The 20,962-nt window shown below is 71.1% G+C and carries 21 protein-coding genes; 4 read left to right on the top strand and 17 right to left on the bottom strand.

All coding sequences use genetic code 11. The features are described 5' to 3' along the window. The first annotated feature begins 58 nt into the window (after positions 1 to 58). On the top strand, positions 59 to 901 hold the full coding sequence (locus ABZ386_RS22025; RefSeq protein ID WP_356617470.1) for a siderophore-interacting protein: 843 nt from the start codon (positions 59 to 61) through the stop codon (positions 899 to 901). A gap of 209 nt (positions 902 to 1,110) precedes the next feature. Here ABZ386_RS22025 and ABZ386_RS22020 read toward each other — a convergent pair whose 3' ends face one another. Further along, positions 1,111 to 1,692 carry a GNAT family N-acetyltransferase gene (locus tag ABZ386_RS22020; RefSeq protein ID WP_351342695.1) on the bottom strand — a complete coding sequence of 194 codons (582 nt, stop codon included), beginning with the start codon at positions 1,690 to 1,692 and terminating at the stop codon, positions 1,111 to 1,113. An 80-nt stretch (positions 1,693 to 1,772) separates the two neighbouring features. Between ABZ386_RS22020 and ABZ386_RS22015 the strand changes: the two genes are divergently transcribed. After that, positions 1,773 to 2,759, top strand: coding sequence for an RluA family pseudouridine synthase (locus ABZ386_RS22015; protein WP_358965606.1), 987 nt, complete (start codon positions 1,773 to 1,775; stop codon positions 2,757 to 2,759). Here the strand turns inward: ABZ386_RS22015 and ABZ386_RS22010 are convergent. From ABZ386_RS22010 to ABZ386_RS21985, 6 genes are all read right to left on the bottom strand, one after another. Next, complete coding sequence (locus ABZ386_RS22010) at positions 2,753 to 4,303, bottom strand: cytochrome P450 (RefSeq protein WP_351342699.1); 1,551 nt, start codon at positions 4,301 to 4,303, stop codon at positions 2,753 to 2,755. The genes ABZ386_RS22015 and ABZ386_RS22010 overlap by 7 nt on opposite strands. Positions 4,304 to 4,364: 61 nt before the next feature. Then, entirely contained in the window at positions 4,365 to 4,985 is a 621-nt protein-coding gene (locus ABZ386_RS22005; protein WP_351342701.1) for an ATP/GTP-binding protein, read from the bottom strand. Continuing rightward, on the bottom strand, positions 4,966 to 5,373 hold the full coding sequence (locus ABZ386_RS22000; protein WP_351342703.1) for a DUF742 domain-containing protein: 408 nt from the start codon (positions 5,371 to 5,373) through the stop codon (positions 4,966 to 4,968). The genes ABZ386_RS22005 and ABZ386_RS22000 overlap by 20 nt, the downstream gene beginning before the upstream one ends. Further along, the gene (locus ABZ386_RS21995; RefSeq protein ID WP_333934552.1) at positions 5,370 to 5,777 is read right to left on the bottom strand and encodes a roadblock/LC7 domain-containing protein; all 408 of its coding nucleotides are present in this window, start codon (positions 5,775 to 5,777) and stop codon (positions 5,370 to 5,372) included. The genes ABZ386_RS22000 and ABZ386_RS21995 overlap by 4 nt, the downstream gene beginning before the upstream one ends. Continuing rightward, on the bottom strand, positions 5,774 to 7,420 hold the full coding sequence (locus tag ABZ386_RS21990; RefSeq protein WP_358841160.1) for an ATP-binding protein: 1,647 nt from the start codon (positions 7,418 to 7,420) through the stop codon (positions 5,774 to 5,776). The genes ABZ386_RS21995 and ABZ386_RS21990 overlap by 4 nt, the downstream gene beginning before the upstream one ends. A 373-nt stretch (positions 7,421 to 7,793) precedes the next feature. Next, positions 7,794 to 10,640 carry a DEAD/DEAH box helicase gene (locus tag ABZ386_RS21985; RefSeq protein ID WP_355713204.1) on the bottom strand — a complete coding sequence of 949 codons (2,847 nt, stop codon included), beginning with the start codon at positions 10,638 to 10,640 and terminating at the stop codon, positions 7,794 to 7,796. 173 nt (positions 10,641 to 10,813) lie between these two features. On the opposite strand from ABZ386_RS21985, the gene ABZ386_RS21980 reads away from it, so the two are divergent. Continuing rightward, positions 10,814 to 11,149, top strand: coding sequence for a hypothetical protein (locus ABZ386_RS21980; protein ID WP_114251051.1), 336 nt, complete (start codon positions 10,814 to 10,816; stop codon positions 11,147 to 11,149). A 99-nt stretch (positions 11,150 to 11,248) separates the two neighbouring features. Here ABZ386_RS21980 and tatC read toward each other — a convergent pair whose 3' ends face one another. The 10 genes from tatC to ABZ386_RS21930 all read right to left on the bottom strand — a co-directional run bounded on the left by tatC (position 11,249) and on the right by ABZ386_RS21930 (position 19,793). Beyond that, positions 11,249 to 12,202 carry a twin-arginine translocase subunit TatC gene (tatC, locus tag ABZ386_RS21975; protein WP_351342710.1) on the bottom strand — a complete coding sequence of 318 codons (954 nt, stop codon included), beginning with the start codon at positions 12,200 to 12,202 and terminating at the stop codon, positions 11,249 to 11,251. A gap of 47 nt (positions 12,203 to 12,249) precedes the next feature. Further along, the gene (gene tatA / locus ABZ386_RS21970; RefSeq protein WP_031114631.1) at positions 12,250 to 12,531 is read right to left on the bottom strand and encodes a Sec-independent protein translocase subunit TatA; all 282 of its coding nucleotides are present in this window, start codon (positions 12,529 to 12,531) and stop codon (positions 12,250 to 12,252) included. Positions 12,532 to 12,790: 259 nt separating this feature from the next. Then, the gene (locus ABZ386_RS21965) at positions 12,791 to 12,985 is read right to left on the bottom strand and encodes a hypothetical protein (protein WP_351342713.1); all 195 of its coding nucleotides are present in this window, start codon (positions 12,983 to 12,985) and stop codon (positions 12,791 to 12,793) included. 36 nt (positions 12,986 to 13,021) lie between these two features. Then, entirely contained in the window at positions 13,022 to 13,315 is a 294-nt protein-coding gene (locus tag ABZ386_RS21960) for a hypothetical protein (protein ID WP_114251054.1), read from the bottom strand. Positions 13,316 to 13,416: 101 nt separating this feature from the next. Continuing rightward, positions 13,417 to 14,472, bottom strand: coding sequence for a WYL domain-containing protein (locus ABZ386_RS21955; protein WP_114251055.1), 1,056 nt, complete (start codon positions 14,470 to 14,472; stop codon positions 13,417 to 13,419). An 18-nt stretch (positions 14,473 to 14,490) separates the two neighbouring features. Continuing rightward, entirely contained in the window at positions 14,491 to 15,468 is a 978-nt protein-coding gene (locus tag ABZ386_RS21950) for a WYL domain-containing protein (protein ID WP_351342717.1), read from the bottom strand. 129 nt (positions 15,469 to 15,597) lie between these two features. Continuing rightward, positions 15,598 to 15,969, bottom strand: coding sequence for an FKBP-type peptidyl-prolyl cis-trans isomerase (locus ABZ386_RS21945; protein WP_020274869.1), 372 nt, complete (start codon positions 15,967 to 15,969; stop codon positions 15,598 to 15,600). 61 nt (positions 15,970 to 16,030) lie between these two features. Further along, entirely contained in the window at positions 16,031 to 17,032 is a 1,002-nt protein-coding gene (locus ABZ386_RS21940; protein ID WP_351342719.1) for an FKBP-type peptidyl-prolyl cis-trans isomerase, read from the bottom strand. A 130-nt stretch (positions 17,033 to 17,162) separates the two neighbouring features. Beyond that, positions 17,163 to 18,524, bottom strand: coding sequence for a Pup--protein ligase (pafA, locus tag ABZ386_RS21935; RefSeq protein ID WP_114251058.1), 1,362 nt, complete (start codon positions 18,522 to 18,524; stop codon positions 17,163 to 17,165). A 9-nt stretch (positions 18,525 to 18,533) separates the two neighbouring features. Next, positions 18,534 to 19,793 (bottom strand): MFS transporter, encoded by a 1,260-nt coding sequence (locus ABZ386_RS21930; RefSeq protein ID WP_351342722.1) that lies wholly within the window; start codon positions 19,791 to 19,793, stop codon positions 18,534 to 18,536. Positions 19,794 to 19,881: 88 nt separating this feature from the next. Between ABZ386_RS21930 and ABZ386_RS21925 the strand changes: the two genes are divergently transcribed. Then, positions 19,882 to 20,892, top strand: coding sequence for a LacI family DNA-binding transcriptional regulator (locus ABZ386_RS21925; protein WP_198678105.1), 1,011 nt, complete (start codon positions 19,882 to 19,884; stop codon positions 20,890 to 20,892). Positions 20,893 to 20,962 lie beyond the last annotated feature (70 nt).

The raw sequence follows: 20,962 nt of genomic DNA, 5'->3' as shown, positions 1-20,962 counted from the left end.
AACCGGGGGCGAGGTGCTAACTTAGGTAACCCTAACTATGCGATACAGGGAGGTCCTCATGGCAGAGCGACCGGGACGCCAGCCGCGCAAGGCGCACTCCGCTCAGGTCGTCCGCACCGAGCGCCTGACCCCGCACATGCAGCGCGTGGTGCTCGGTGGCGAGGGCCTCGCCGACTTCGCCGCGGACACCTGCACGGACCACTATGTGAAGCTGCTGTTCGCGCCCGGGGACGTGACCTACCCGGAGCCCTTCGACCTGCAGCGGATCCGCGAGGAGCTGCCCCGCGCACAGTGGCCGGTGACCCGGACGTACACGGTGCGCCAGTGGGACGCCGAACACCGCGAGCTGACCCTGGACTTCGTCATCCACGGCGACGAGGGCCTGGCCGGTCCCTGGGCCGCGCGCGTCCAGCCGGGCGAGACCGTGCGGTTCATGGGCCCCGGCGGAGCGTACGCGCCCGACCCGGAAGCGGACTGGCATCTGCTCGTCGGTGACGAGAGCGCCCTGCCCGCGATCGCCTGCGCCCTGGAGGCCCTGCCGCGCGGGGCCCGGGCGTACGCCTTCGTGGAGGTCTCCGGCCCCGAGGAGGAGCAGAAGATCGACTCGGACGTGGAGGTCGTCTGGCTGCACCGCGGTGACCGGCCCCTGGGTGAGGCGCTGGTCGAGGCCGTGCGGAATCTGGAGTTCCCCGAGGGCCGGGTACACGCCTTCGTGCACGGCGAGGCGCACTTCGTGAAGCAGCTGCGCCATCTGCTCCGGGTCGAGCGCCACGTCCCGCGCGCGGACCTGTCGATCTCCGGCTACTGGCGGCGCGGCCACGACGAGGACGGCTGGCAGGCCTCGAAGCGGGAGTGGAACGCGCGCATCGAGGCGGAGCAGGAGAGCACACCGGCCGCCTGAGGCAGCGGCCGGGAGGCACAGCCCGGGGGCAGGGGCAGCCCAAGGCGCGCGTGGCCCGTGCCCACGTCCAGCCAGCCGGGAGGCAGCCCGAGGGCAGGGGGAAGCCCGGCGAGACAGGCCGGGGGGGAGCGCGGCGAGACAGGCCGGGGGGGCAGCCCGGCGAGACAGCCGGGGGGGCAGCCCGGCGAGACAGCCCGGGGGGCAGCAGCTCAGTCCCCTCGCACGCGCGCGTGCAGATGCATGTCGTGCCAGCCGTCCGGCTGCAGGGCGGAGCTGCGCTTGGTGCCCTCCAGGGCGAAGCCGGTCCGTGCGGCGACCCGGCAGGACGCCGCGTTGCGCACGGCGTGCAGCAGCTCCAGCCGGTGGAAGCCGACCTCGTCGAGGGCCCAGCGGGTGAGCGCGGTCGTGGCCCGGGCGGCGACGCCCCGGCCCCGTGCCTCCGGGACGGTCCAGTACGCCACCTCCGCCGTCCCGTCGTCCAGCCGCATCTCGCGCAGCGCGACCCGGCCCAGCAGCGCGCCGGAGCCCGCGTCGACGACGGCCCACTGCGCCTCGCGCTCCTCCTCCCACGCCCGGTGCCAGTCCCGGATCCAGCCGGCGGTCTCCGCTTCGGAGTCGGCGGTCCGGGCGTGCCACTGGTGCATCACCGGATCCTGGAAGACCTCGTACACCGCGGGCGCGTCCTCGGCCCGCCAGGGGCGCAGGAGGAGTCCGCCGTCGGCGGGGAGGGTGGGCTGCGGACGGCGGGTGAGAGTCCCGGCGGTCAGGACCGGGCCGATGAGGAGAGGCATGCCCACATCCTGACAACCGGGCGGCAGGTGGCCCCAGCGGTTTTCCGCGGGTGCGCGCCGGCCTCGTACGCTGGGCCGCGATGAGACGCAAGACCCGCACCCCGCCCTCTCCCCTGCCGCAGCGCCACGGGGTGGACCCGGTGCGGGTGCGGCTGCCCGCCGCGGGCGCGTGGGCCACGGTGCGCGAGCATCTGGTGGAGCGGCTCTCCGGGGCGGGAGCCGGGGTCGTCGACGGGATGTTCGACGCGGGGCTGATCGTCGGGGCGGACGGACGGGCCGTGCCGGCGGACGCGCCGTTCGTGCCCGGCATGTTCGTGTGGTTCCACCGGGAGCTGCCCGACGAGATCCCGGTGCCCTTCCCGCTGGAGGTCGTGCACCGGGACGAGCACATCGTCGTCGCCGACAAGCCACACTTCCTGGCCACCACGCCGCGCGGCGCCCACGTCGCCGAGACCGCGCTGGCCCGGCTCCGCCGCGAGCTGGGCATCCCGGCACTCAGCGCCGCGCACCGGCTGGACCGGCTCACCGCCGGGCTCGTGCTGTTCACCGTGCGCCCCGAGGAACGCGGCGCCTACCAGACCCTGTTCCGCGACCGGCGGGTCCGCAAGGAGTACGAGGCCGTCGCCCCGTACGACCCCGCCCTCGCGCTCCCCCGGACCGTCCGCAGCCGGATCGTGAAGGAGCGCGGGGTGCTGACCGCGCGGGAGGTGCCGGGCGAGCCCAACGCCGTGAGCCGCGTCGAACTCGTCGAGCACCGTACGGACCGGGACGGCCCCCTGGCCCGGTACCGGCTTCTGCCCGGCACCGGGCAGACGCACCAGCTGCGCGTGCACATGACCGCGCTGGGCGTCCCGATCCTCGGCGACCCGCTCTACCCGGAGGTGACCGGGCCCGTGCCGGCCGGTGACTTCCGGCGTCCGCTCCAACTGCTGGCGCGGGGCCTCGCCTTCACCGACCCGGTCACGGGCGTGGAGCACCGGTTCCGCAGCGGCCGGGTGCTCGCGGCCTGGGCGTCGTACGACCGGTGGGCCGCCGGGACGTACGACGGCCCGTCACCCGGTCAGTAGCCGCGCCACCAGCTCAGGAAGCGTTGCCAGACGCCCTTGCGCCGGGGCGGCTGCGGCTCCTCCGACGCCGGCTGCGGCTGTACCGGAACCGGCTGGGGCTGCGGCTGCGCGGCGCCCGGCACGGCCTGGGGCTGCGCGGAGCCCGGTGCCGACGGGAGCTGCGCGGCCGCCGCCGTCGGCTGGGGCTGGGGCTTCGGCTGCACGGTGCCGATCTGCCAGTCGGAGCGCTGCGCCGGGACCGGCTTGTGGTTCGGCTGCTCCGACACGTCCTGCGGCGGCTTGGGCGAGAACTGCACCGGCATGCTCACCAGGTGCCGGGAGGCGATGGACGCCGTCCAGCGCAGGTCCTCCTCGTCGCAGTCGAGTTCGACGTCCGGCAGCCGCATCAGCAGCGCGTCGACGCCGACGTCGGCGATGGAGCGGCCGATGTCCTGGCCCGGGCACTCGTGCGGGCCGCCGCCGAAGGCGAGGTGGGAGCGGTTGCCCTGCATGCTGGCCTTCAGGTCGGGCCGCACCCGCGGATCGACGTTGGCCGGGAGCGGGGCGAACAGCAGCCCGTCACCCCGGCGGATGCGCTGCCCGCCCAGTTCGGTCTCCTGCTTGGCGAAGTAGGCGAAGACCGTGCTGAACGGCGGCTCGTTCCACAGCGACTGTTCCACCGCCTCCGGCACCGTCATCTGGCCGCCGTTGAGCTGGGCCCGGAAGCGCGGGTCGATCAGCACCGTGAGCAGCACGTTCGACAGCAGGTTGGTGGTGGCCTCGTAGGCGGCGAAGAGCACCAGGCGCAGGTGCTCCCTGACCTCGTCGTCGGTGAGCCGGGCCGGGTGGGTGATCAGGTAGCTGGCGAGGTCCTCCTCCGGCTGGGCGCGGCGGCGGGCGGTGAGCCGGCTCAGGGCGTCCATGACGTAGGAGTGGCTGGCGATCGCGGTCTCGGTGCCCTTGAGCGCGTCGCGGGCGGCCTCGACGATGCGGTCGTTGTACTCGCCGGGCATGCCGAGGATCTCGCACATCACCGCCATCGGCAGGTGCTCGGTGAACTGACCGACGAGGTCGGCCTCGCCCTTCTCGCAGAAGCGGTTGACGATCTGCTGTGTGCTGCGGTTGATGTAGCGGCGCAGGCTGCGGAAGTCGATGGTCGAGATGGCGCCCATGACCGCGCCGCGCAGCCGCTTGTGCTCGTCGCCCTCGGCGTGCGAGGCGATGGGCTGCCAGGCGATGTGCGGCATCAGCGGGTGGTCGGGCTTGACCAGGCCGTCCTTGAGGGGGGTCCAGATACGGCTGTCCCGGCAGAACTGCGAGGGCGAGCGCACCATGTGCAGGTTCTCGGCGTGGCCGAGGACGATCCAGATCGGCACGTCGTCGTGGAGCAGCACGGGCGCCACGGGCCCGTGCTGCTCCCGCAGTTGCTCGTACAGCGCTCCCAGGTCCTCCGCCTCGTGCAGCCGGTGCAGCCCCCCGGGCCCGAGGCCGTGCGCGGGGCAGCCGGGGGGCGGCCCGGGCCGGGTGTCGTCCGTACCGGTCGGGGCGTGGGATTCAGGCGTCACAGTGGTCGCTCCGAAACTTTCCAGGTGTCTGGGGGGAGATGTGGGGTGGGCCGGATACCGGTCAGGTGCGCGAGCCCGTCATGGCGAGGGAGTGCAGGAAGCGCATGAGGGTCATCAGGACGTCGCGGCTGGAGGCCCGGCGGCGCGCGTCGCACTCCATGATCGGGATGTCCGGGGAGAGGTCGAGGGCCGTGCGCAGCTCCTCGATGGGGTAACGGGGCGCGTCGGGGAAGGAGTTGATGGCGACCACGAACGGCACACCGCGTTCCTCCAGGCGCCCCATGACGTCGAAGCTGACCTCCAGCCGACGGGTGTCGACCAGCACCACCGCGCCGAGCGCGCCCTCGAACAGCCCGTTCCACAGGAACCAGAAGCGCTGCTGGCCGGGGGTGCCGAAGAGGTACAGCACGAGCTGGTCGGTGATGCTGATCCGGCCGAAGTCCATGGCGACGGTGGTGGCCGTCTTGGTGTCGGAGCCGAAGTTGTCGTCGACACCGATGCCGGCCTGCGTCATGGTCTCCTCGGTGGTCAGCGGTTTGATCTCGCTGACCGAGCCGACCATGGTCGTCTTTCCGACACCGAAACCCCCCACGATCACGATCTTGGCCGCGGCCTGTGTCGTGTGTGGCAACTGGTCCTCGGCCCGGGGGCCCGGGATGGTGTCAGAGCCTTTGAAGTCCATTCATCACCGCTTCGAGGAGGGAACGGTCGGGGACCGCCTGTCGTCGGACGATCGGGGAGCGCGCCTGCACCAGTTCGGCCGTCAGCAGCTCGGTGAGCAGCGTGCCCATCGCGCTGAACGGCAGACCGAGGTAGGCCGACAGCTCCGCCACGGAGAGGGGAGCGGCGCAGAGCCGGAGCAGCGCCGCCTGCTCGGGGGTGGCGGAGGGCGGCGGGTCTGCGGCACGCGCCACGATTAACGTCACCAGGTCCAGCTCGGCGCGTTCGCCGTCCGGGCCGGCCACCACGTACATGCGCTCCGGGTTCCCGGGTTTGTCCTCGCCCCGCTGGGAAGGCTGCGGGGCCGGTTCCGCCGCGGGGTTGCGCCTCTGGCGTTGCGGAGGCGTCATACGATCTGCCCGTTCCGCCGGGGCGGACTGGTCAGGTGTCCGCCGATCCGGACCACCAGGTCGCGCATCATCGCGCTCATCCGGCCCGGTTCGCACCGGACGTCGGAGAGCACCGCGAGGAAGGCGTTGGCGCCGGCGTTCATCAGGTAGAAGTAGCCGCGGTCGATCTCGATCATGACGAGCTTCATCTCGCCGTCGCCGACGGTGAGTTCCTGGCAGATGCTGCTCGCGAGGGACTGCAGGCCGGCGCAGGCCGCGGCGACGCGGTCGGCCGCGTCGGGCTCGCCGCCGTGGCGGGCGATGCGCAGACCGTCGGCCGAGAGCACCACGATCATCTCGATGCCCGGTACGCCGTCGGCGAGTTGCTTGAGCATCCAGTCGAAGTTGCCTCGCTGCTGGATCACTTGAGGTCCCCCTCGTCGTCGGCCTCGGTGGGAGCCGGGTCGTTGATCAGGTGCAGATACTTGGTCGGGTTCCGGATGAAGTCGGTCGGGTGGGTGCCGGGTTCGATGCCCTGCTTGAGTCCCTCCCAGAAGGCCTCCAGGCCCTTACCGGGGGCGTCGGGGGCCGACATGTCGCGCAGGGGCTTGATCTGCGGCTCGGGCTCCGCCGTGGCCCAGGGGTTGTGCTCGCCCCGTGCGGCGGCCTCCCGGTCGGCCTTCTCGTTGGCGGCCTGCTGGGCGAGTCGCTCGGAGAGCGGTGTCTTCACCCGGCTGCGGCGCTGCGGCAGGCCGTTCGCCGTCCACTCGGTGACCTCGGGGACGTCGTCGTCCTCCAGGGAGATCGTCGCGGGGATCTTCGGGCTGGTGGGGCGTCGCTTCTTCGGGGTGCGCTTCGGCCCCTCGGGAATGCCCACCTTCATGGGGATGCCGGTGGCGCCGATGCCGTGGGCGAGTCCGACACCGGGCTCGTGGGTGATCATCTCGCTCGGCACGATGAGGATGGCGCGGACGCCGCCGTACGCGGAGGCCCGCAGCGAGACCTGCATGTTGTACGCCGTGCAGAGGCGGCCCACGACGGCGAGGCCGAGGCGCGGGTGCTCACCGATGTCCTGGAGGTCGACGCCCGCCTTGGCGGCCTCCAGCATGCCCTCGATCCGGGCGCGCGCCTCCTCGTTGAGGTTGACGCCGCCGTCCTCGATCTCGATGCAGACGCCGGTCTGCACCTCGGTGGCGGTGACGTGCACCTTGGTCTGCGGCGGCGAGTAGCGCGTGGCGTTGTCGAGGAGCTCGGCGGCGGCGTGGATGACCGGCTCGACGTAGATGCCCTTGACGCTGACCTTCGCGATGGAGGACAGCTGGATGCGCCGGTACTCCAGGATGCGCGACATGGCGCCGCGCAGGGTGCTGTACAGGGACACCGGCTCGGGCCACTGCCGTCCGGGGCGGCCGCCGCCGAGGACGGAGACGGAGTCGGCGAGGCGGCCGATCAGGGCGTTGCCGTGGTCGATGCGCAGCAGGTCGTCGAAGACCTCGGGGTTGCGGCCGTGGTCCTCTTCCATCTCGCGGAGTTCTTCGGCCTGCTGGTGGATGATCGCCTGGACACGGCGGGCGACACTGACGAAGGAGCGCGCGGCGGCGTCCCGCATGGTCACTTCGCGGTCGACGATCCTCAGCACCGTCAGCAGCGTCTCGGCCTGCGGCGCGGGGAGGTCGCGGAACGCGGGGTTGGAGAGACCGAGCTTGCGAATCACCTCTCTGGGCGATTCTCCGGTGTGCAGCAGATCGAGCGCGGCGGGGACGATCTCCCGCGAGAAACGGACCAGTTCGTTCTCGTGGAGGGCGATCCGCTGTTCCAGCTGGGCGGTGTGGCGGGCGTGCTCCGCACGCTGGCTGCGCAGGGCACGGCTGCGGCGCACCGCCTCGGCCGCCGTCGCGATCACCAGCGCGGTGGCGAGACCGCCGCACCAGCCGACGGCGAGCCGGGCGGGCTCCGTCACCAGGGCGACGGCGGCTCCGGTCGCCGCCGCCATCACTATGGCCGGCAGCAACAGCACGCGTGTGTAGGGCAGTTCACGGCGACCTGGAGGGGATTGAACACTCACCATGTGGGCCTTCTGACAGGAGACGACTGAGGTTCGGGGGGACTCGCAAGTGGGTATGTCATGAAACTGTCGGGATCTTCCGCACATTGGGGAACAAGCGCACGAATTCATCTCAAGCCGGTGCGCTGCGGGCGAGCTTAGTCCGACCGGATCATCGCCGTGTCATATTCCGCATCTACCGGAAACCGGTCGCGAAGGGATAGTAAGCTCATTCATTTACACGCTGCGACACCGTTCGAATACGCCCAGTCACAGCGAACGGACATGCGAAAGCCCGCCCACCGAACGAGTGAACGGGCTTCGGTACAACGCCCCGTTTAAGGGGCGCGGGGAACTGCGCGAGCAACCACGACCAACCGGCACCCGCGCACGGACATCACCCCACCGACGAGTAGGCGACCACGCCCCGCAGCAACAGATCGACGGCCTTACGTGCGTTCTTCACGACACTGGAGCCCTGCGGCGCCGCGGCCGCGATCTGCCCCAGCACATCGATGACCTGCTTGCACCACCGCACGAAGTCCCCCGCCGGCATCTCCGCCTCGCGCAGCACCTCGTCGAGCCCCTTCCCGGAGGCCCACATGTACGCGGCCCAGGCGAAGCCGAGATCGGGCTCGCGCTGCCCGACCCCCTCGGTCTGGGTGATCCGGAACTCCTCCTCCAGCGCGTCCAGCCGCCCCCAGATCCGCACCATCTCGCCCAGCGCGGCCTTGGCCTTCCCCGTCGGCAGCTTCGGCGCCATCGCGTCGTCCCCGACGCGCGACTCGAAGACCAACGCAGAGACGCACCCCGCCAGTTCGGCCGGGCCGAGCCCCTCCCAGACGCCCTCGCGCAGGCACTCGCTGGCGAGCAGGTCCAGCTCGCCGTAGAGCCGCGCGAGCCGCTTGCCGTGCTCGGTGACCTCGTCGGCGCGCAGGTAGTCCAGCTCGGTCAGCAGCGCGACGATACGGTCGAACGTCCGGGCGATGGTGTTCGTACGGCCCTCGATGCGGCGCTCCAGCTGCGAGGTGTCGCGCAGCAGCCGGTGGTACCGCTCGGCCCAACGGGCGTGGTCCTCACGGTCGCTGCACCCATGGCAGGGATGCGCGCGCAGCGCCGTCCGCAGCCGGGCGATCTCGCGGTCGTCGGCCGCCTGGGAGCGCCGCTTGCGGTGCCGGTCGGCCGGGATGTGCCCGGCTTTGGTGCGCAGCGCGGAGGCGAGGTCCCGACGGGACTGCGGGGAACGGGGGTTGAAGGACTTCGGGATCCGCATCCGCTCCAACGGCTCGACCGGGACCGGGAAGTCGATGGCCGCCAGCCGCTTCACCTGCCGCTCGGCGGTCAGCACCAGGGGGCGCGGCCCGTCGTGGTGGTCGAAGCCACGATGGCCGTTCGAACGGCCCGCGGGCAGGCCCGGGTCCAGCACCAGTGCCAGGCCCGCGTACTTGCCCGTGGGCACGTGGATGACGTCACCCGGCTTCAGCTTCTCCAGCGCGACGGCGGCCTCCGCGCGCCGCTGGGCCGCGCCCTGCCGGGCCAGCTCGTTCTCCCGGTCCTTCAGCTCGCGGCGCAGCCGCGCGTACTCCTCGAAGTCGCCGAGGTGGCAGGTCATGGAGGCCTTGTAGCCCTCCAGGCCCTCCTCGTTGCGCTGCACCTGCCGCGAGATGCCGACAACCGACTTGTCGGCCTGGAACTGCGCGAAGGACGTCTCCAGCAGCTCCCGCGAGCGGTGCCGGCCGAACTGCTCGACCAGGTTGACCGCCATGTTGTACGAGGGCTTGAAGCTGGAGCGCAGCGGATACGTGCGCGTGCCGGCCAGGCCCGCCAGGTGCTCGGGGTTCATGCCGCGCTGCCAGAGCACCACGGCGTGGCCCTCGACGTCGATGCCGCGCCGCCCGGCCCGGCCCGTCAGCTGGGTGAACTCGCCCGGGGTGATGTCCGCGTGCTGCTCGCCGTTCCACTTGACGAGCTTCTCCAGGACCACCGAGCGGGCGGGCATGTTGATGCCGAGGGCGAGGGTCTCGGTCGCGAACACGGCCTTGACCAGGCCGCGCACGAACAGCTCCTCGACGACCTCCTTGAAGGTCGGCAGCATGCCCGCGTGGTGAGCGGCGATGCCGCGCTCCAGGCCCTCCAGCCACTCGTAGTAGCCGAGGACGTGCAGGTCCTCGCGCGGGATGGACGCCGTGCGCTCCTCGACCAGGGAGCGGACCCGGTGCCGCGCCTCCTCGTCGTTGAGCCGCAGGCCCGCGTACAGGCACTGCTGGACGGCGGCCTCGCAGGCGGCGCGGCTGAAGATGAAGGTGATGGCGGGCAGCAGCCCCTCGGCGTCGAGCCGCTCGATGACCTCGGGCCGGCTCGGCGTCCACACGCGGGAGCGCTGTCTGCGCTCGCGCTCGCGGTCGGCCTCGCGCAGCCGGCCGCGCCGGCGGTCCTGGTACGACGGCCGGCTCGCCTCCATCCGCGCCATGCGCGTCAAGTCGGGGTTGACGGCCTTCTTCTGGCCCTCGCCCTCCTCGAACAGGTCGTACATCCGCCGCCCGGCCAGCACGTGCTGGAACAGCGGCACGGGCCGGTGCTCGGAGACGATCACCTCGGTGTCGCCGCGGACCGTGTCCAGCCAGTCGCCGAACTCCTCGGCGTTCGACACGGTCGCCGAGAGGGAGACGAGCGTGACCGACTCGGGCAGGTGGATGATCACCTCTTCCCAGACGGCGCCCCGGAACCGGTCGGAGAGGTAGTGCACCTCGTCCATGACCACGTAGCCGAGGCCCAGGAGCGTCTGGGAACCGGCGTACAGCATGTTCCGCAGCACCTCGGTGGTCATCACGACCACCGGGGCGTCGGAGTTGACGCTGTTGTCGCCGGTGAGCAGGCCCACCTTGTCCGTGCCGTAGCGGCGGCACAGGTCGGCGTACTTCTGGTTCGACAGCGCCTTGATGGGTGTCGTGTAGAAGCACTTCTTGCCCTGCTGGAGGGCGAGATGGACGGCGAACTCGCCGACGATCGTCTTGCCGGAGCCGGTGGGCGCGGCGACCAGCACGCCCTTCCCCGCCTCGAGCGCCTGGCAGGCCTCGATCTGGAAGGGGTCGAGGCCGAAGTCGTACATCTCGCGGAAGGAGGCGAGCGCGGTGGCCTGCTCGGCAGCGCGCTTACGAGCTGCCGCGTACCGCTCGGCCGGGGAGAGATCCTCTGTCATCGTGCTTTCGAGCGTACCGGGCCGCACTGACAACAGGACGATCATTATCCGGATCACTGGCTGGCGACCGACCGTGCACAACTGGCCAGAAAGCGCTTGCTGTCCTCGATCGGATCGAATTAATGTCCCGCCGTGCGCTGCTCGGTGATCATCCTGACGACCACCTCACCGAGCGGACGCCCAGACCACAGCGGTGACCTGATGCGAATGAGGGGAACATGAAGATCGCACGACGTCTCGGTGCACTCGCGGGCACGACCGCGGTTCTGGTGGGGTTCGTCGGCACTACGCCGGCTGCCGCCGCCGCTGACGCCGTACACCGGGGCAGCACCACCTGCTACAACTGGTCCTGGGGGGACGGCACCATCTCCTGGACGGTCTACGCCAGCAACACCTGCAGCTCCAGCAAGGGCCTGCAGTGGACGACCGAGAGCGGTGCCATTGCCTGCATGTGGGTGGCAGGCAGGGACCAGGAACATCACAAGTACGCCTCGAAGCCGAGGTCCAGCACCTTCAAGGACGTGAACAGCTGCCCTCCTGGAACGGGTGACTGACCCAGGCGCCGGCACATGAGAGGTGCCCCCACCCTTGCTGGGTGGGGGCACCTTCTCTTTGCCGCTTCATTCCCGTCCGGACGGCTCACGCCTCGACACCTACGTGACGTCGTCGTAGCCGTTCACATGGTCTCGGGCGGCGTCCGCCTGGCGTGGAAGGGCGGGAGCAGTCGTCACCGCTTCCACCTCACCGATGCTCTCCGGGGTGAGATCGAGCTCCGAGGCCTCGTCGTCGGCCGGTCCCTCCGCCTCGCGGCGGGCACGTCGCCGGTCGTTCGCGAGGGCGATCGCGCAGGCGCCGAAGTACAGCACCCAGATGGGGCCGGCCAGGGCCAGCATGGAGATCGGGTCGGTGCTGGGGGTTGCGATCGCGGCGAACACCGTGATGCCCATGATCATGCCCCGCCACCAGCCGGCCATCCTCTTACCGGCGAGGATGCCGCCGAAGTTCAGCATGACCAGCAGCAACGGCAGCTCGAAGGAGAGACCGAAGACGATGATCATCCGCATGACAAGCTGCAGCAGATCATCGAGGGGGAGCTGGTTGTCGCTGCCGATGATCGAGAACTCGAGCATCACGGACGCCATCTTCGGCAGCGACCAGTACGCGAAGTACGCCCCCATGAGGAACAGCGGGAAGCCCGCGGCCACGAAGGCCAGTGAGTACTTCTTCTCGTGCCGGTGCAGGCCTGGCGCCACGAAGGCCCACAACTGATACAGCCACACCGGGGCCGCGAGGGCCACACCAGAGGAGAGGGACACCGTGAGAGCGAGCGTGAACGGGCTCAGCAGACCGTTCTGGACGATCCGCGCGCACTGGGTCTCCTCGGTACCCTTCGCCAGTTCGGCGAAGCTGTACTGGCATCCCACCGCATCCAGGATGGGATCCGTGAAGAACTGGATGATGTCCTTGTAAAAGAAAGCGGCGACGATCGTCGTGACGACGATCGCCAGCAAACTCTTCACGAGCCGGTTGCGGAGCTCGCGAAGGTGCTCCGCGAGGGGCATCCGCCCCTCGGGATCCTTCTCCTTCTTGCGGGCAGACTTCAGCAACCCACGTTCCCATCTCGTGCGGCGGGCCGGAGGTCACCGGCCCTGCGTCAGCGCTTGGTCGTGTCCGTCGGCTCGTTGACCGGGCGCGAGCTGGTCACATCACCGGGGGCGGCCTGGATGGTGCGCTGCGCGGGCTCGTCGTTGTTGGGCGGGCCGGCCGGGGTCGTGGACGACTTGTTCTCGTCCTTCATCGCCTTGGCCTCGCTCTTGAGGATGCGGGCGGACTTGCCGAGCGACCGAGCCATGTCCGGAAGCTTCTTCGCGCCGAACAGCAGGATGATGACGACGAGGATGAGAATGATCTCGGGGGCTCCGAGCCTTCCGAACATAAGTCTTTACCTTCTCACCGAGGCGGCTGTGGTGGGGTGCTGTCCGACCGGTCGGACATATGTCCGAACGATCGTGTCGACAGCGATCGTAACGCTCGGGGGTGAACGTGAGGCAATCCCTCTGCATCCCCTGTGCGTACTCCCGTCCGCGGCCAGTGCCTCGTTAACCGGGCCGCGACCAGCAGAGTACCTGTCCGAACCGTCCAGGTGACAGGGCAAAGTGTCCCGAAGCGCAACTCACGGCCCCCTCCCGGACGGCTCACAGCGCGTCCACGGACCGGGCCGCGCTCTCCGCCGCCCGCTCCAGGTCGTCGGCGGCCCGGCTGATCCGGCGCGCCGAATCCGTGACCTGCCTGCCCAGGCGCTGTGCCTCCACGAAAACCCGCACGGCGAGCACCCCCAGCACGGCGAGACCCAGGAAACCCACGGCAACCGCGAACATCGGCCAGAACATGACGCCGAGCCTAGACCTTTCCCGGAGCTCGTCCCGCTAGAGGGTCGAGTGCAGCCGCAGGGTGCGCACGCCGCCGCCGGTCAGCAGCTCCACGATCCGCTCCCCCGCCGGCTTGCGGACCGACGCGCCGCACTCCGGGCAGGTGAAGGAGTAGAAGGTGGTGCGGCTGGTGGCGCCGATGGCGAGGCGCAGGGCGCCCGCGGTGAGCTCGAAGCGCCCCCGGCAGTCCGGGCAGCCCGCCCTGAAGACCACCGGGGACACGCTCCTCATGCCGGCGAACGCGGACTCCACCGTCATGCCCCGCGCACCGGACGTCGCCGACTCGCTCACAGACCTCGCTCCTCTTCCTGGGGTCGTTCGCCTCCGGGGGCACCGCGGCCGGTGTGCGGGGCGGCCCGGCCGGGCCGCCGACGCCGGTGGGCGCCTGTGGCTCACTCGCGTCTGCCGTCCGGACCCGCGTGCACCGCGTGCGGCGCCTCGGCGGTCTCCACCGCGTCGGCCGCCTCGATCCCGTCGTACGCCGCCAGCGCCTCGCGGGCCGCCTGCCGGGCGCTGTCGGCCAGCTCCGGCGGGGAGACGATCCGGCCGTCCCGCCCCAGCCGCAGCGCCAGGCGCCGCAGCGACGCCGGGTCGGGCGTCCGCAGGGTGATACGCAGCCCGCCGTCCGGCAGCTCATCCGCACTGTCGTGCGGGTAGTACTCGGCGACCCAGCGGCCGCCGGGGCCGACCTCGACCACGACCTCCGGGTCCTCGGCCGCGGGCTGCACCAGCGCCTCGGACAGGTCCCGCAGCTCGATCTCCGGCGGCGCCGACGGCTCGTCCAGGATCTTGATCTCGGCGACCCGGTCGAGCCGGAACGTCCGGCGCGCCTCGGAGCGGCGGCACCATGCCTCGACGTAGGTGTGCCCGACGCTGACCAGGCGGATGGGGTCGATCTCCCGCTCGGTGACCTCGTCGCGCGCGGGCGAGTAGTAGCGGATCCACAGGCGGCGGCGCTCGGCGATCGCCCGGTCGACGTCCGCGAAGACACCGCCCTCGGACTCGAAGGTCACCGACAGCCGCGAACTGGCACCGGCCGCCTCGCCGGCCGCCGTCTCCACCTTGGCCGTGGCCCGCAGCAGCGCCTGCCGGTCGCTCTCGCGCAGTCCGGGCAGCGTGGCGACGGCCCGGGCGGCGACGAGCAGCGCGGTGGCCTCGTCGGCGGCGAGTCTGAGCGGTTCGGCGGCCTCCGCCGCGAGAGCGGCCGGGTTGTGCCACCAGATGCGCTCGCCGTCGGTGTCGATGTCGAGGAGGTCGCCGCCGCGGAAACTCGTGCCGCACATGGGCAGCACGTCGAGGTCGGAGACCAGCTCGTCCTCGGTGATGCCGAAAGCGCGCGCGACGTCCTCGACCCGGGCCCCGGGGCGCTCCCTCAGATACGTCACCAGGGAGAGCATCCGCCGGGTCTGGTCGATGGCGTTCACGGGCCTGACCGGTTTGCCTGCCACTGTCTTCCCCGCTCCCCCTCAGCCCTTGGCCACGGCCCGCAGCCGGTCCACCACGTCGGCCCGCAGCTCGGCGGGCTCCAGGACGACCACGTCCGGCCCGAACTCCACCAGCCAGGCGTCCAGCCCGTGGCCGTACGGAATCTCCAACTCGTCCCAGCCGTCGCCGAGTTCCCGGACGGAGGTGGCCTTCGCCCGAAGGGGGTAACCGGCGTCCGAGCGCAACCGGATCCGCGCCGAGCGGTCGGCGATCTCCCCGGCCCAGCTCGCGACGGTCTCACGGACGGTCACGACGTCCGGCACGTCAGCGGTGTAGCGGCCGCCGCGCGAGCGGACCTTGCCGGTGATCCGGGACAGCCGGAACACCCGCTCGGCGCCCCGGTCGCGGTCCCAGCCCGCCAGATACCAGTGGCCCCGCCAGCACTCCAGCGCCCACGGCTCCACGTGCCGCTGCTCGGGGCGCGCGGCCGTGGCCTTGCGGTAGTCGAAGACGACGGGCCGCCGGTCCCGGCAGGCCAGCATCAGCGGCTCGAAGGCCGCCTCATGCACCGGAATGCGCGGCTCCAGCGCGCCGTGCGGACCGTACGGGTCGACATCCTCCGGGAGTCCGGCCGCGCGCAGCTTCTGCAGTGCGCCGCTGGCCGCGCCGGCGAGCCGGGCCTGCTGCCACACCTTGGCGGCGAGCCCCAGCGCGGCGGCCTCCTCGGCGTCCAGGGTGATGGGCGGCAGGCGGTTGCTGTCGCGGCGGGCCAGGTAGCCGATCTCGCCGTCGAGGCTCTCGACCGTCTCGATGACGAGTCCGAGTTCGCGCAGATCGTCCTTGTCGCGCTCGAACATGCGGTTGAACGAGTCATCGGAGCCGGACGCGCCGTTGCCCGGCCCGAAGGCCTCGACGTAGGCCTCGATGGAGTCACGCAGCTCGCGCTTGCTGAGCGGCCGCCGCGTCCCGAGCAGACACAGCGCCAGGTTCATCAGCCGCTCGGCCTTGGCAATGGCCATCGACGCGCTTCGCCTCCCTATGGTGCTTACGAGCGATGACCGTACCGCCACAGGGTGGCACGGCAAAAGCCGAGGGCCCATGCCCGAGCAGGCATGGGCCCCACGTGATCGAGTCTGTCCGAACCTTGCTCAGACTCCGAGCAGGTCGACCACGAAGATCAGCGTCTCGCCGGGCTTGATCAGAGGGGACGGGCTCTGGTTGCCGTAGGCGAGGTGGGCGGGGATCGTCAGCTGGCGGCGGCCGCCGACCTTCATGCCCTGCACGCCCTGGTCCCAGCCCTTGATGACCCGGCCGCCGCCCAGCGGGAAGCGGAACGGGGTGCCGCGGTTCCAGCTGGCGTCGAACTCCTCACCCGTGCTGAAGGCGACACCCACGTAGTGCACGGTGACGGTCTGGCCGGCCTGCGCGACCGGGCCGTCGCCTTCCCAGATGTCCTTGATCTCGAGGTCCGCCGGGGGCTCGCCGCCCGGGAAGTCGATCTCGGGCTTGTCGATGCTCACGTCTGCTGCTCCTGCTTGTCTGCGGAAAGGCGAACACGCACAGTCTTACATCCCCCGCACGTCACAGCTTCGCGAGGATGTCCACCGAGAAGACCAGCGTGGAGTCCTTCTTGATGCCGCTGCCCTGCGGCGGGTTGTCGCCGTAGCCCAGCTCCGGCGGGATGACGATGAGGACCCGGCTGCCGACCTTCTTGCCGGTCAGGCCCTGCGCCCAGCCCTTGACGACCTGCTGGAGCGAGAACGACACCAGCTGCTTGTTGGCGTACGAGGAGTCGAACTCCTTGCCGCCGTCCCACAGCACGCCCTTGTACTGCACGAGGACGCTGTTCTCGGCGGCGACCTCCTCGCCGTCGCCCTCCAGGACGTACTCCGCGACGAGCTTCTTCGGGGCGGCCTTCTCGGGCACCTCGATGGAGGGGGCCTTGCCGTCGGTGTTGGTGCCGACCTTGGGGAGGTCCGCGTTGTCCTGCGGGACCTCCTTGCCCTTGGCGGAGCTGGTGGCGTTGAACGCGTCCTGGATGTCGACGACGAAGACCAGCGTGTCGGTGCCCTTGATGCCCGCCTGCGGGTTGCCCTGCGTGCCGTAGCCCCAGGTGGGCGGGACGGCCATCTCGACGCGGCTGCCGGCCTTCTTGCCCGCCAGCGCGTACCGCCAGCCGTCGATGATCTGGCCCTGGGTGAGCTGGATGGCGAGGCGGGCCTTGCGGTCGTAGGAGTTGTCGAAGACCTTGGCGGTGTTCCAGACCTGGCCCAGGTAGTTCGCCACGACGAAGTCGTTCTCCGCGACGGCCTTGCCGCTGCCCGCGATCAGGGTCTTCACCGCGAGCTGCTTCGACGGCTCGCCGCTGCCCTTGGCGACCGTCGGCTTCTCGTCGAACTTGGTGCCCGCGGTGACCGCCGGCAGCGGACCGTCGACGATCTTCGGCGGCGGGGCCGCGGACGGGGCCGACGGCGAGGGCGACGGGCTGTCGCTGGCCTTGCTCGAGTCGGACTTGTCGTCACCGCACGCGGCGAGCGTGGCCAGTCCTGCGGGTACGGAGATGAGTAGTGAGCGTCGGCGCACTGTGGGGGCCTCGTAATCGGTCGATCTCGTTGATGGCGTGCGCGCAACTCTACGGCGTGAGAAGGGCGCCGCACTTGTAACGTACGGCGCCCGTGTGGCGTTCCGGCGATTTTCCCGCCGGCGCAATTCCTCACATTCCGGCGATCAGCTTCTCCACCCGGTCGTCCACGGAACGGAACGGGTCCTTGCACAACACGGTGCGCTGGGCCTGGTCGTTGAGCTTGAGGTGAACCCAGTCGACCGTGAAGTCACGGCGCTGCTCCTGGGCCCGGCGGATGAAGTCGCCGCGCAGCCGGGCCCGAGTCGTCTGCGGCGGGACGGACTTGCCCTCGAAGATCTTCAAGTCGTTGCAGATGCGGGCGGCCTGGCCCTTCTTCTCCAGCAGGTAGTACAGGCCGCGACGGCGGTGGATGTCGTGGTAGGCGAGGTCTATCTGCGCGACCCGCGGATGCGACATGGTCATGTTGTGCTTGGCCCGGTACCGCTCGAGGAGCTTGTACTTCATGACCCAGTCGATCTCGGTGCCGATGCGGTCGAGGTCCTCAGACTCGATCGCGTCCAGCGTGCGGCCCCACAGCTCCAGGACCTGCTCGACGGTGCCGGTGCGGATGCCGCGGCGCTCGCAGAAGTCCAGGGCCTTCTCGTAGTACTCGCGCTGCACCTCCAGGGCGGAGGCCTCGCGTCCGCTGGCCAGGCGGACCTTGCGGCGGCCGGTGATGTCGTGGCTGACCTCGCGGATCGCCCGGATCGGGTTCTCCAGGGTGAGGTCGCGCATCACCGTGCCCGCCTCGATCATGCGCAGCACCAGGTCGGTGGCGCCGACCTTGAGCAGCATGGTCGTCTCGGACATGTTCGAGTCGCCCACGATGACGTGCAGGCGGCGGTAGCGCTCGGCGTCCGCGTGCGGCTCGTCGCGGGTGTTGATGATCGGCCGGGAGCGGGTGGTCGCCGAGGAGACGCCCTCCCAGATGTGCTCGGCCCGCTGGCTGACGCAGTACACGGCCCCGCGCGGCGTCTGCAGCACCTTGCCGGCGCCGCACAGCAGCTGTCGCGTGACCAGGAACGGAATCAGGATGTCCGCGAGACGCGAGAACTCCCCGTGCCGGGCCACGAGATAGTTCTCGTGGCATCCGTAGGAGTTGCCCGCCGAGTCGGTGTTGTTCTTGAAGAGGTAGACGTCGCCCGCGATTCCCTCCTCGTGCAGGCGTCGTTCGGCGTCCACCAGGAGTCCTTCGAGAATGCGCTCGCCCGCTTTGTCGTGGGTGACCAGTTCGATCACGTTGTCACATTCCGGTGTCGCGTATTCCGGATGTGATCCCACGTCGAGATAGAGGCGGGCGCCGTTTCGCAGAAAGACATTGCTGCTGCGGCCCCATGACACGACACGGCGGAAGAGGTACCGCGCCACCTCGTCAGGAGACAGGCGGCGCTGTCCCCTGAACGTGCACGTGACGCCGTACTCGTTCTCCAGCCCGAAAATGCGGCGGTCCATGAGGGAACATTACGCCCGATCCCCTGAACTGAAACGGGGTTCGAGGGCACGGTTCGGATCATTTTCCGAACCGGCGGCAACGACCGCTCCCCCACCCGGAGCTGCGAGTACCCGCGCCGTGGCGCTCAAAACCAGCAGGGACACGGCACCCGCGACACCCGGCACGGCGAAGCCCCACTGGGCGCCGCCCGCCTCTACGACGGGTCCCGCGACGCCCGTTCCGACCGAGTGGCCCACGGTGAACGTCGTCACCAGCCAGGAGAACGCCTCGGTGACCGTGCCGCGCGGGGCGTGCCGGTCGACCAGGACGAACGCGCAGGCGATGGCGGGGGCGAGGAAGACCCCGGCGAGCGCGGTCAGCGCCACCATGGGCACGGCGTCCGGCATGAGCAGCAGCGGCAGGTAACAGACCACCAGAAGCGCCACCAGCACCCGCAGTCTCCGCGCGGGCTCACCGGCCCACTGCCGGGCCCCGTAGACGGTGCCGCCGACCAGCGCCCCGAACCCCAGGGCCGCCATCAGCCAGCCGTACACCGCGTCACCGCCGTGCGCGTCCGCGTAGGGCACCGAGGCGACCGTGATGGACCCGAGCGCCATCCCGATGAACAGGAACGCCGCCAGCAGCGCCAGCAGCCCCGGTGAGCGCAGCGCGCCGAGCCAGTGCGCCTCGCGCGGCGCCGACCGCCACGCGCGCGAGGGCGGCGACACCACGACGGACAGCGCCCCCAGCACCCCGACGACGTTCAGCACGAGCAGTGCGGCCTGGGCCGACCACAGGGACACGCACAGCGTCACCAGCAGCGGCCCGACGGTGAACATCACCTCCTGGGCCACGGCGTCCATGGCGTACGCCGTGTGCACCTGGTCCTCCCGCCGCAGCACGGAGCCCCACAGGGCCCGCAGCCCGCCCTCCAGGGGCGGCGCGAAGAGCCCGGCGGCCGCCACGGAGGCGTACGCGAGGGCCAGCGACCCGATGCCGGCGAAGGCGAAGACGGCCATGGCGAGCGCGGCCAGGACGGCCGCCGGCAGCTGCACGCGCGGCTGGCCGCGCAGGTCAACGAGCCGGCCCAGCACCGGCTGTCCCACCGCGTTGGCGACGCCGTACACGCCCGCCAGCGCCCCGGCCAGGCTGTACGAGCCGCCTTCGGCCCGCACGAACAGCACGATCGCGATGGCCGCCGTGGCGTTGGGCAGCCGCCCCACCAGCGTGCCGACGAGCAGTCGGGCGGCGTGCCGCGCCCGAAGGATCTCCAGGTATCCCGTGGCCATGTCCCCGCCCTAGGTTTTACGTATAACGTCGGTTCCCATACGTACCATGTCCGCTGTTCGCGAGTCCAGACGAAGGAGCGGCCCGACGGTGGCACGAGGCAGCACACGGCCCACGAGCCGGGACGTCGCCCAGGCCGCCGGCGTCTCGCAGGCGGCGGTCTCCCTGGTCCTCGGGGACAAGTGGCGCGGCCGGGTCTCGGAGGCGACGGCCGAACGGGTCCGCGAGGCGGCCCGCGACCTGGGCTACCGCCCGAACCTGGCCGCCCGCAACCTGCGCCTGGGCCGCACGCGCACGGTCCTGCTGGTGGTCCCGGCCCTGACCACGGAGTTCTTCGCGGGCGTCTACACGGGCGCGGCCCGGGTCGCCGCCGAGCACGGCTTCGGCGTGGTCCTCTACCCCTCCCCCGAGGGCATCGGGCCCGCCCGCGACCCGTTCGCCTCCGCCCAAGCGGCCCTGGACGGCGTCATCGCCTCGTCCATGGCGGCGGACGCGCTGACCGCGATCCGCGGCGAGGCGCTCCCCCTGGTCATGCTGGACAGCGACCCGGCGGGCAGCCTCGGCGCGGCGACGGTCAACCTGGACATCGCCGACGGCGTCCGCCAGGTCGCGGAGCACCTGCTGTCCCTGGGCCACCGCCGCTTCCTCCATCTGGCGGCGGACGTGCCGTCCTGGACGTTCGAGGTACGGGCCCGGGAACTGGCGGCGCGGCTGGCCGGGGTACCGGGCACGTCGGTCCGCACGGCCCGGGCCCCCATCTCCATCGAGGGCGCCGTGGCCGCCACGGAGGCCGCCCTGTCGGTGCCCGGGCCGCGCCCCACCGCGCTGGTCTGCGACGACGACAAGCTGGCCGCGGGCGCGTACAAGGCGGCCCGCCGCCTCGGCCTCCGCATCCCCGACGACGTCTCCGTCACCGGGCTGGACGACCTGGCCCTCGCCACGGCCATCGACCCCGAGCTGACGACGGTCCGCCTGGACGCGGAACTCTTCGGCGAACGGGGCATGCGGGCCCTCCTGGCGGTCCTGGAGGGCCGTTCACCCGAGGGCGGGGACATCCCGGTGCAGTTGCTCGTACGGGGGTCCACAGCACCACCTCGTTAGCCCGCACCCGGCGCCGGTGCTGGGGCCGGGTGGGTCCGCAGCCCGGCGAAGCGGGGTGCCTCCCCCAAGC

The sequence above is a fragment of the Streptomyces sp. NPDC006140 genome (assembly GCF_040628815.1).
In the GTDB taxonomy this organism is placed as follows: Bacteria; Actinomycetota; Actinomycetes; order Streptomycetales; family Streptomycetaceae; genus Streptomyces.
This window is presented reverse-complemented; position numbering and strand designations above follow the sequence as displayed.

What these genes read in the sequence shown, in the direction of transcription:
- ABZ386_RS22025 (WP_356617470.1), top strand. Translation starts at nt 59, where the DNA reads ATGGCAGAGCGACCGGGACGCCAGCCGCGCAAGGCGCACTCCGCTCAG.
- ABZ386_RS22020 (WP_351342695.1), bottom strand. Translation starts at nt 1,692, where the DNA reads ATGCCTCTCCTCATCGGCCCGGTCCTGACCGCCGGGACTCTCACCCGC.
- ABZ386_RS22015 (WP_358965606.1), top strand. Translation starts at nt 1,773, where the DNA reads ATGAGACGCAAGACCCGCACCCCGCCCTCTCCCCTGCCGCAGCGCCAC.
- ABZ386_RS22005 (WP_351342701.1), bottom strand. Translation starts at nt 4,985, where the DNA reads ATGGACTTCAAAGGCTCTGACACCATCCCGGGCCCCCGGGCCGAGGAC.
- ABZ386_RS22000 (WP_351342703.1), bottom strand. Translation starts at nt 5,373, where the DNA reads ATGACGCCTCCGCAACGCCAGAGGCGCAACCCCGCGGCGGAACCGGCC.
- ABZ386_RS21990 (WP_358841160.1), bottom strand. Translation starts at nt 7,420, where the DNA reads ATGGTGAGTGTTCAATCCCCTCCAGGTCGCCGTGAACTGCCCTACACA.
- ABZ386_RS21985 (WP_355713204.1), bottom strand. Translation starts at nt 10,640, where the DNA reads ATGATCGTCCTGTTGTCAGTGCGGCCCGGTACGCTCGAAAGCACGATG.
- ABZ386_RS21980 (WP_114251051.1), top strand. Translation starts at nt 10,814, where the DNA reads ATGAAGATCGCACGACGTCTCGGTGCACTCGCGGGCACGACCGCGGTT.
- tatA (WP_031114631.1), bottom strand. Translation starts at nt 12,531, where the DNA reads ATGTTCGGAAGGCTCGGAGCCCCCGAGATCATTCTCATCCTCGTCGTC.
- ABZ386_RS21965 (WP_351342713.1), bottom strand. Translation starts at nt 12,985, where the DNA reads ATGTTCTGGCCGATGTTCGCGGTTGCCGTGGGTTTCCTGGGTCTCGCC.
- ABZ386_RS21950 (WP_351342717.1), bottom strand. Translation starts at nt 15,468, where the DNA reads ATGGCCATTGCCAAGGCCGAGCGGCTGATGAACCTGGCGCTGTGTCTG.
- pafA (WP_114251058.1), bottom strand. Translation starts at nt 18,524, where the DNA reads ATGGACCGCCGCATTTTCGGGCTGGAGAACGAGTACGGCGTCACGTGC.
- ABZ386_RS21930 (WP_351342722.1), bottom strand. Translation starts at nt 19,793, where the DNA reads ATGGCCACGGGATACCTGGAGATCCTTCGGGCGCGGCACGCCGCCCGA.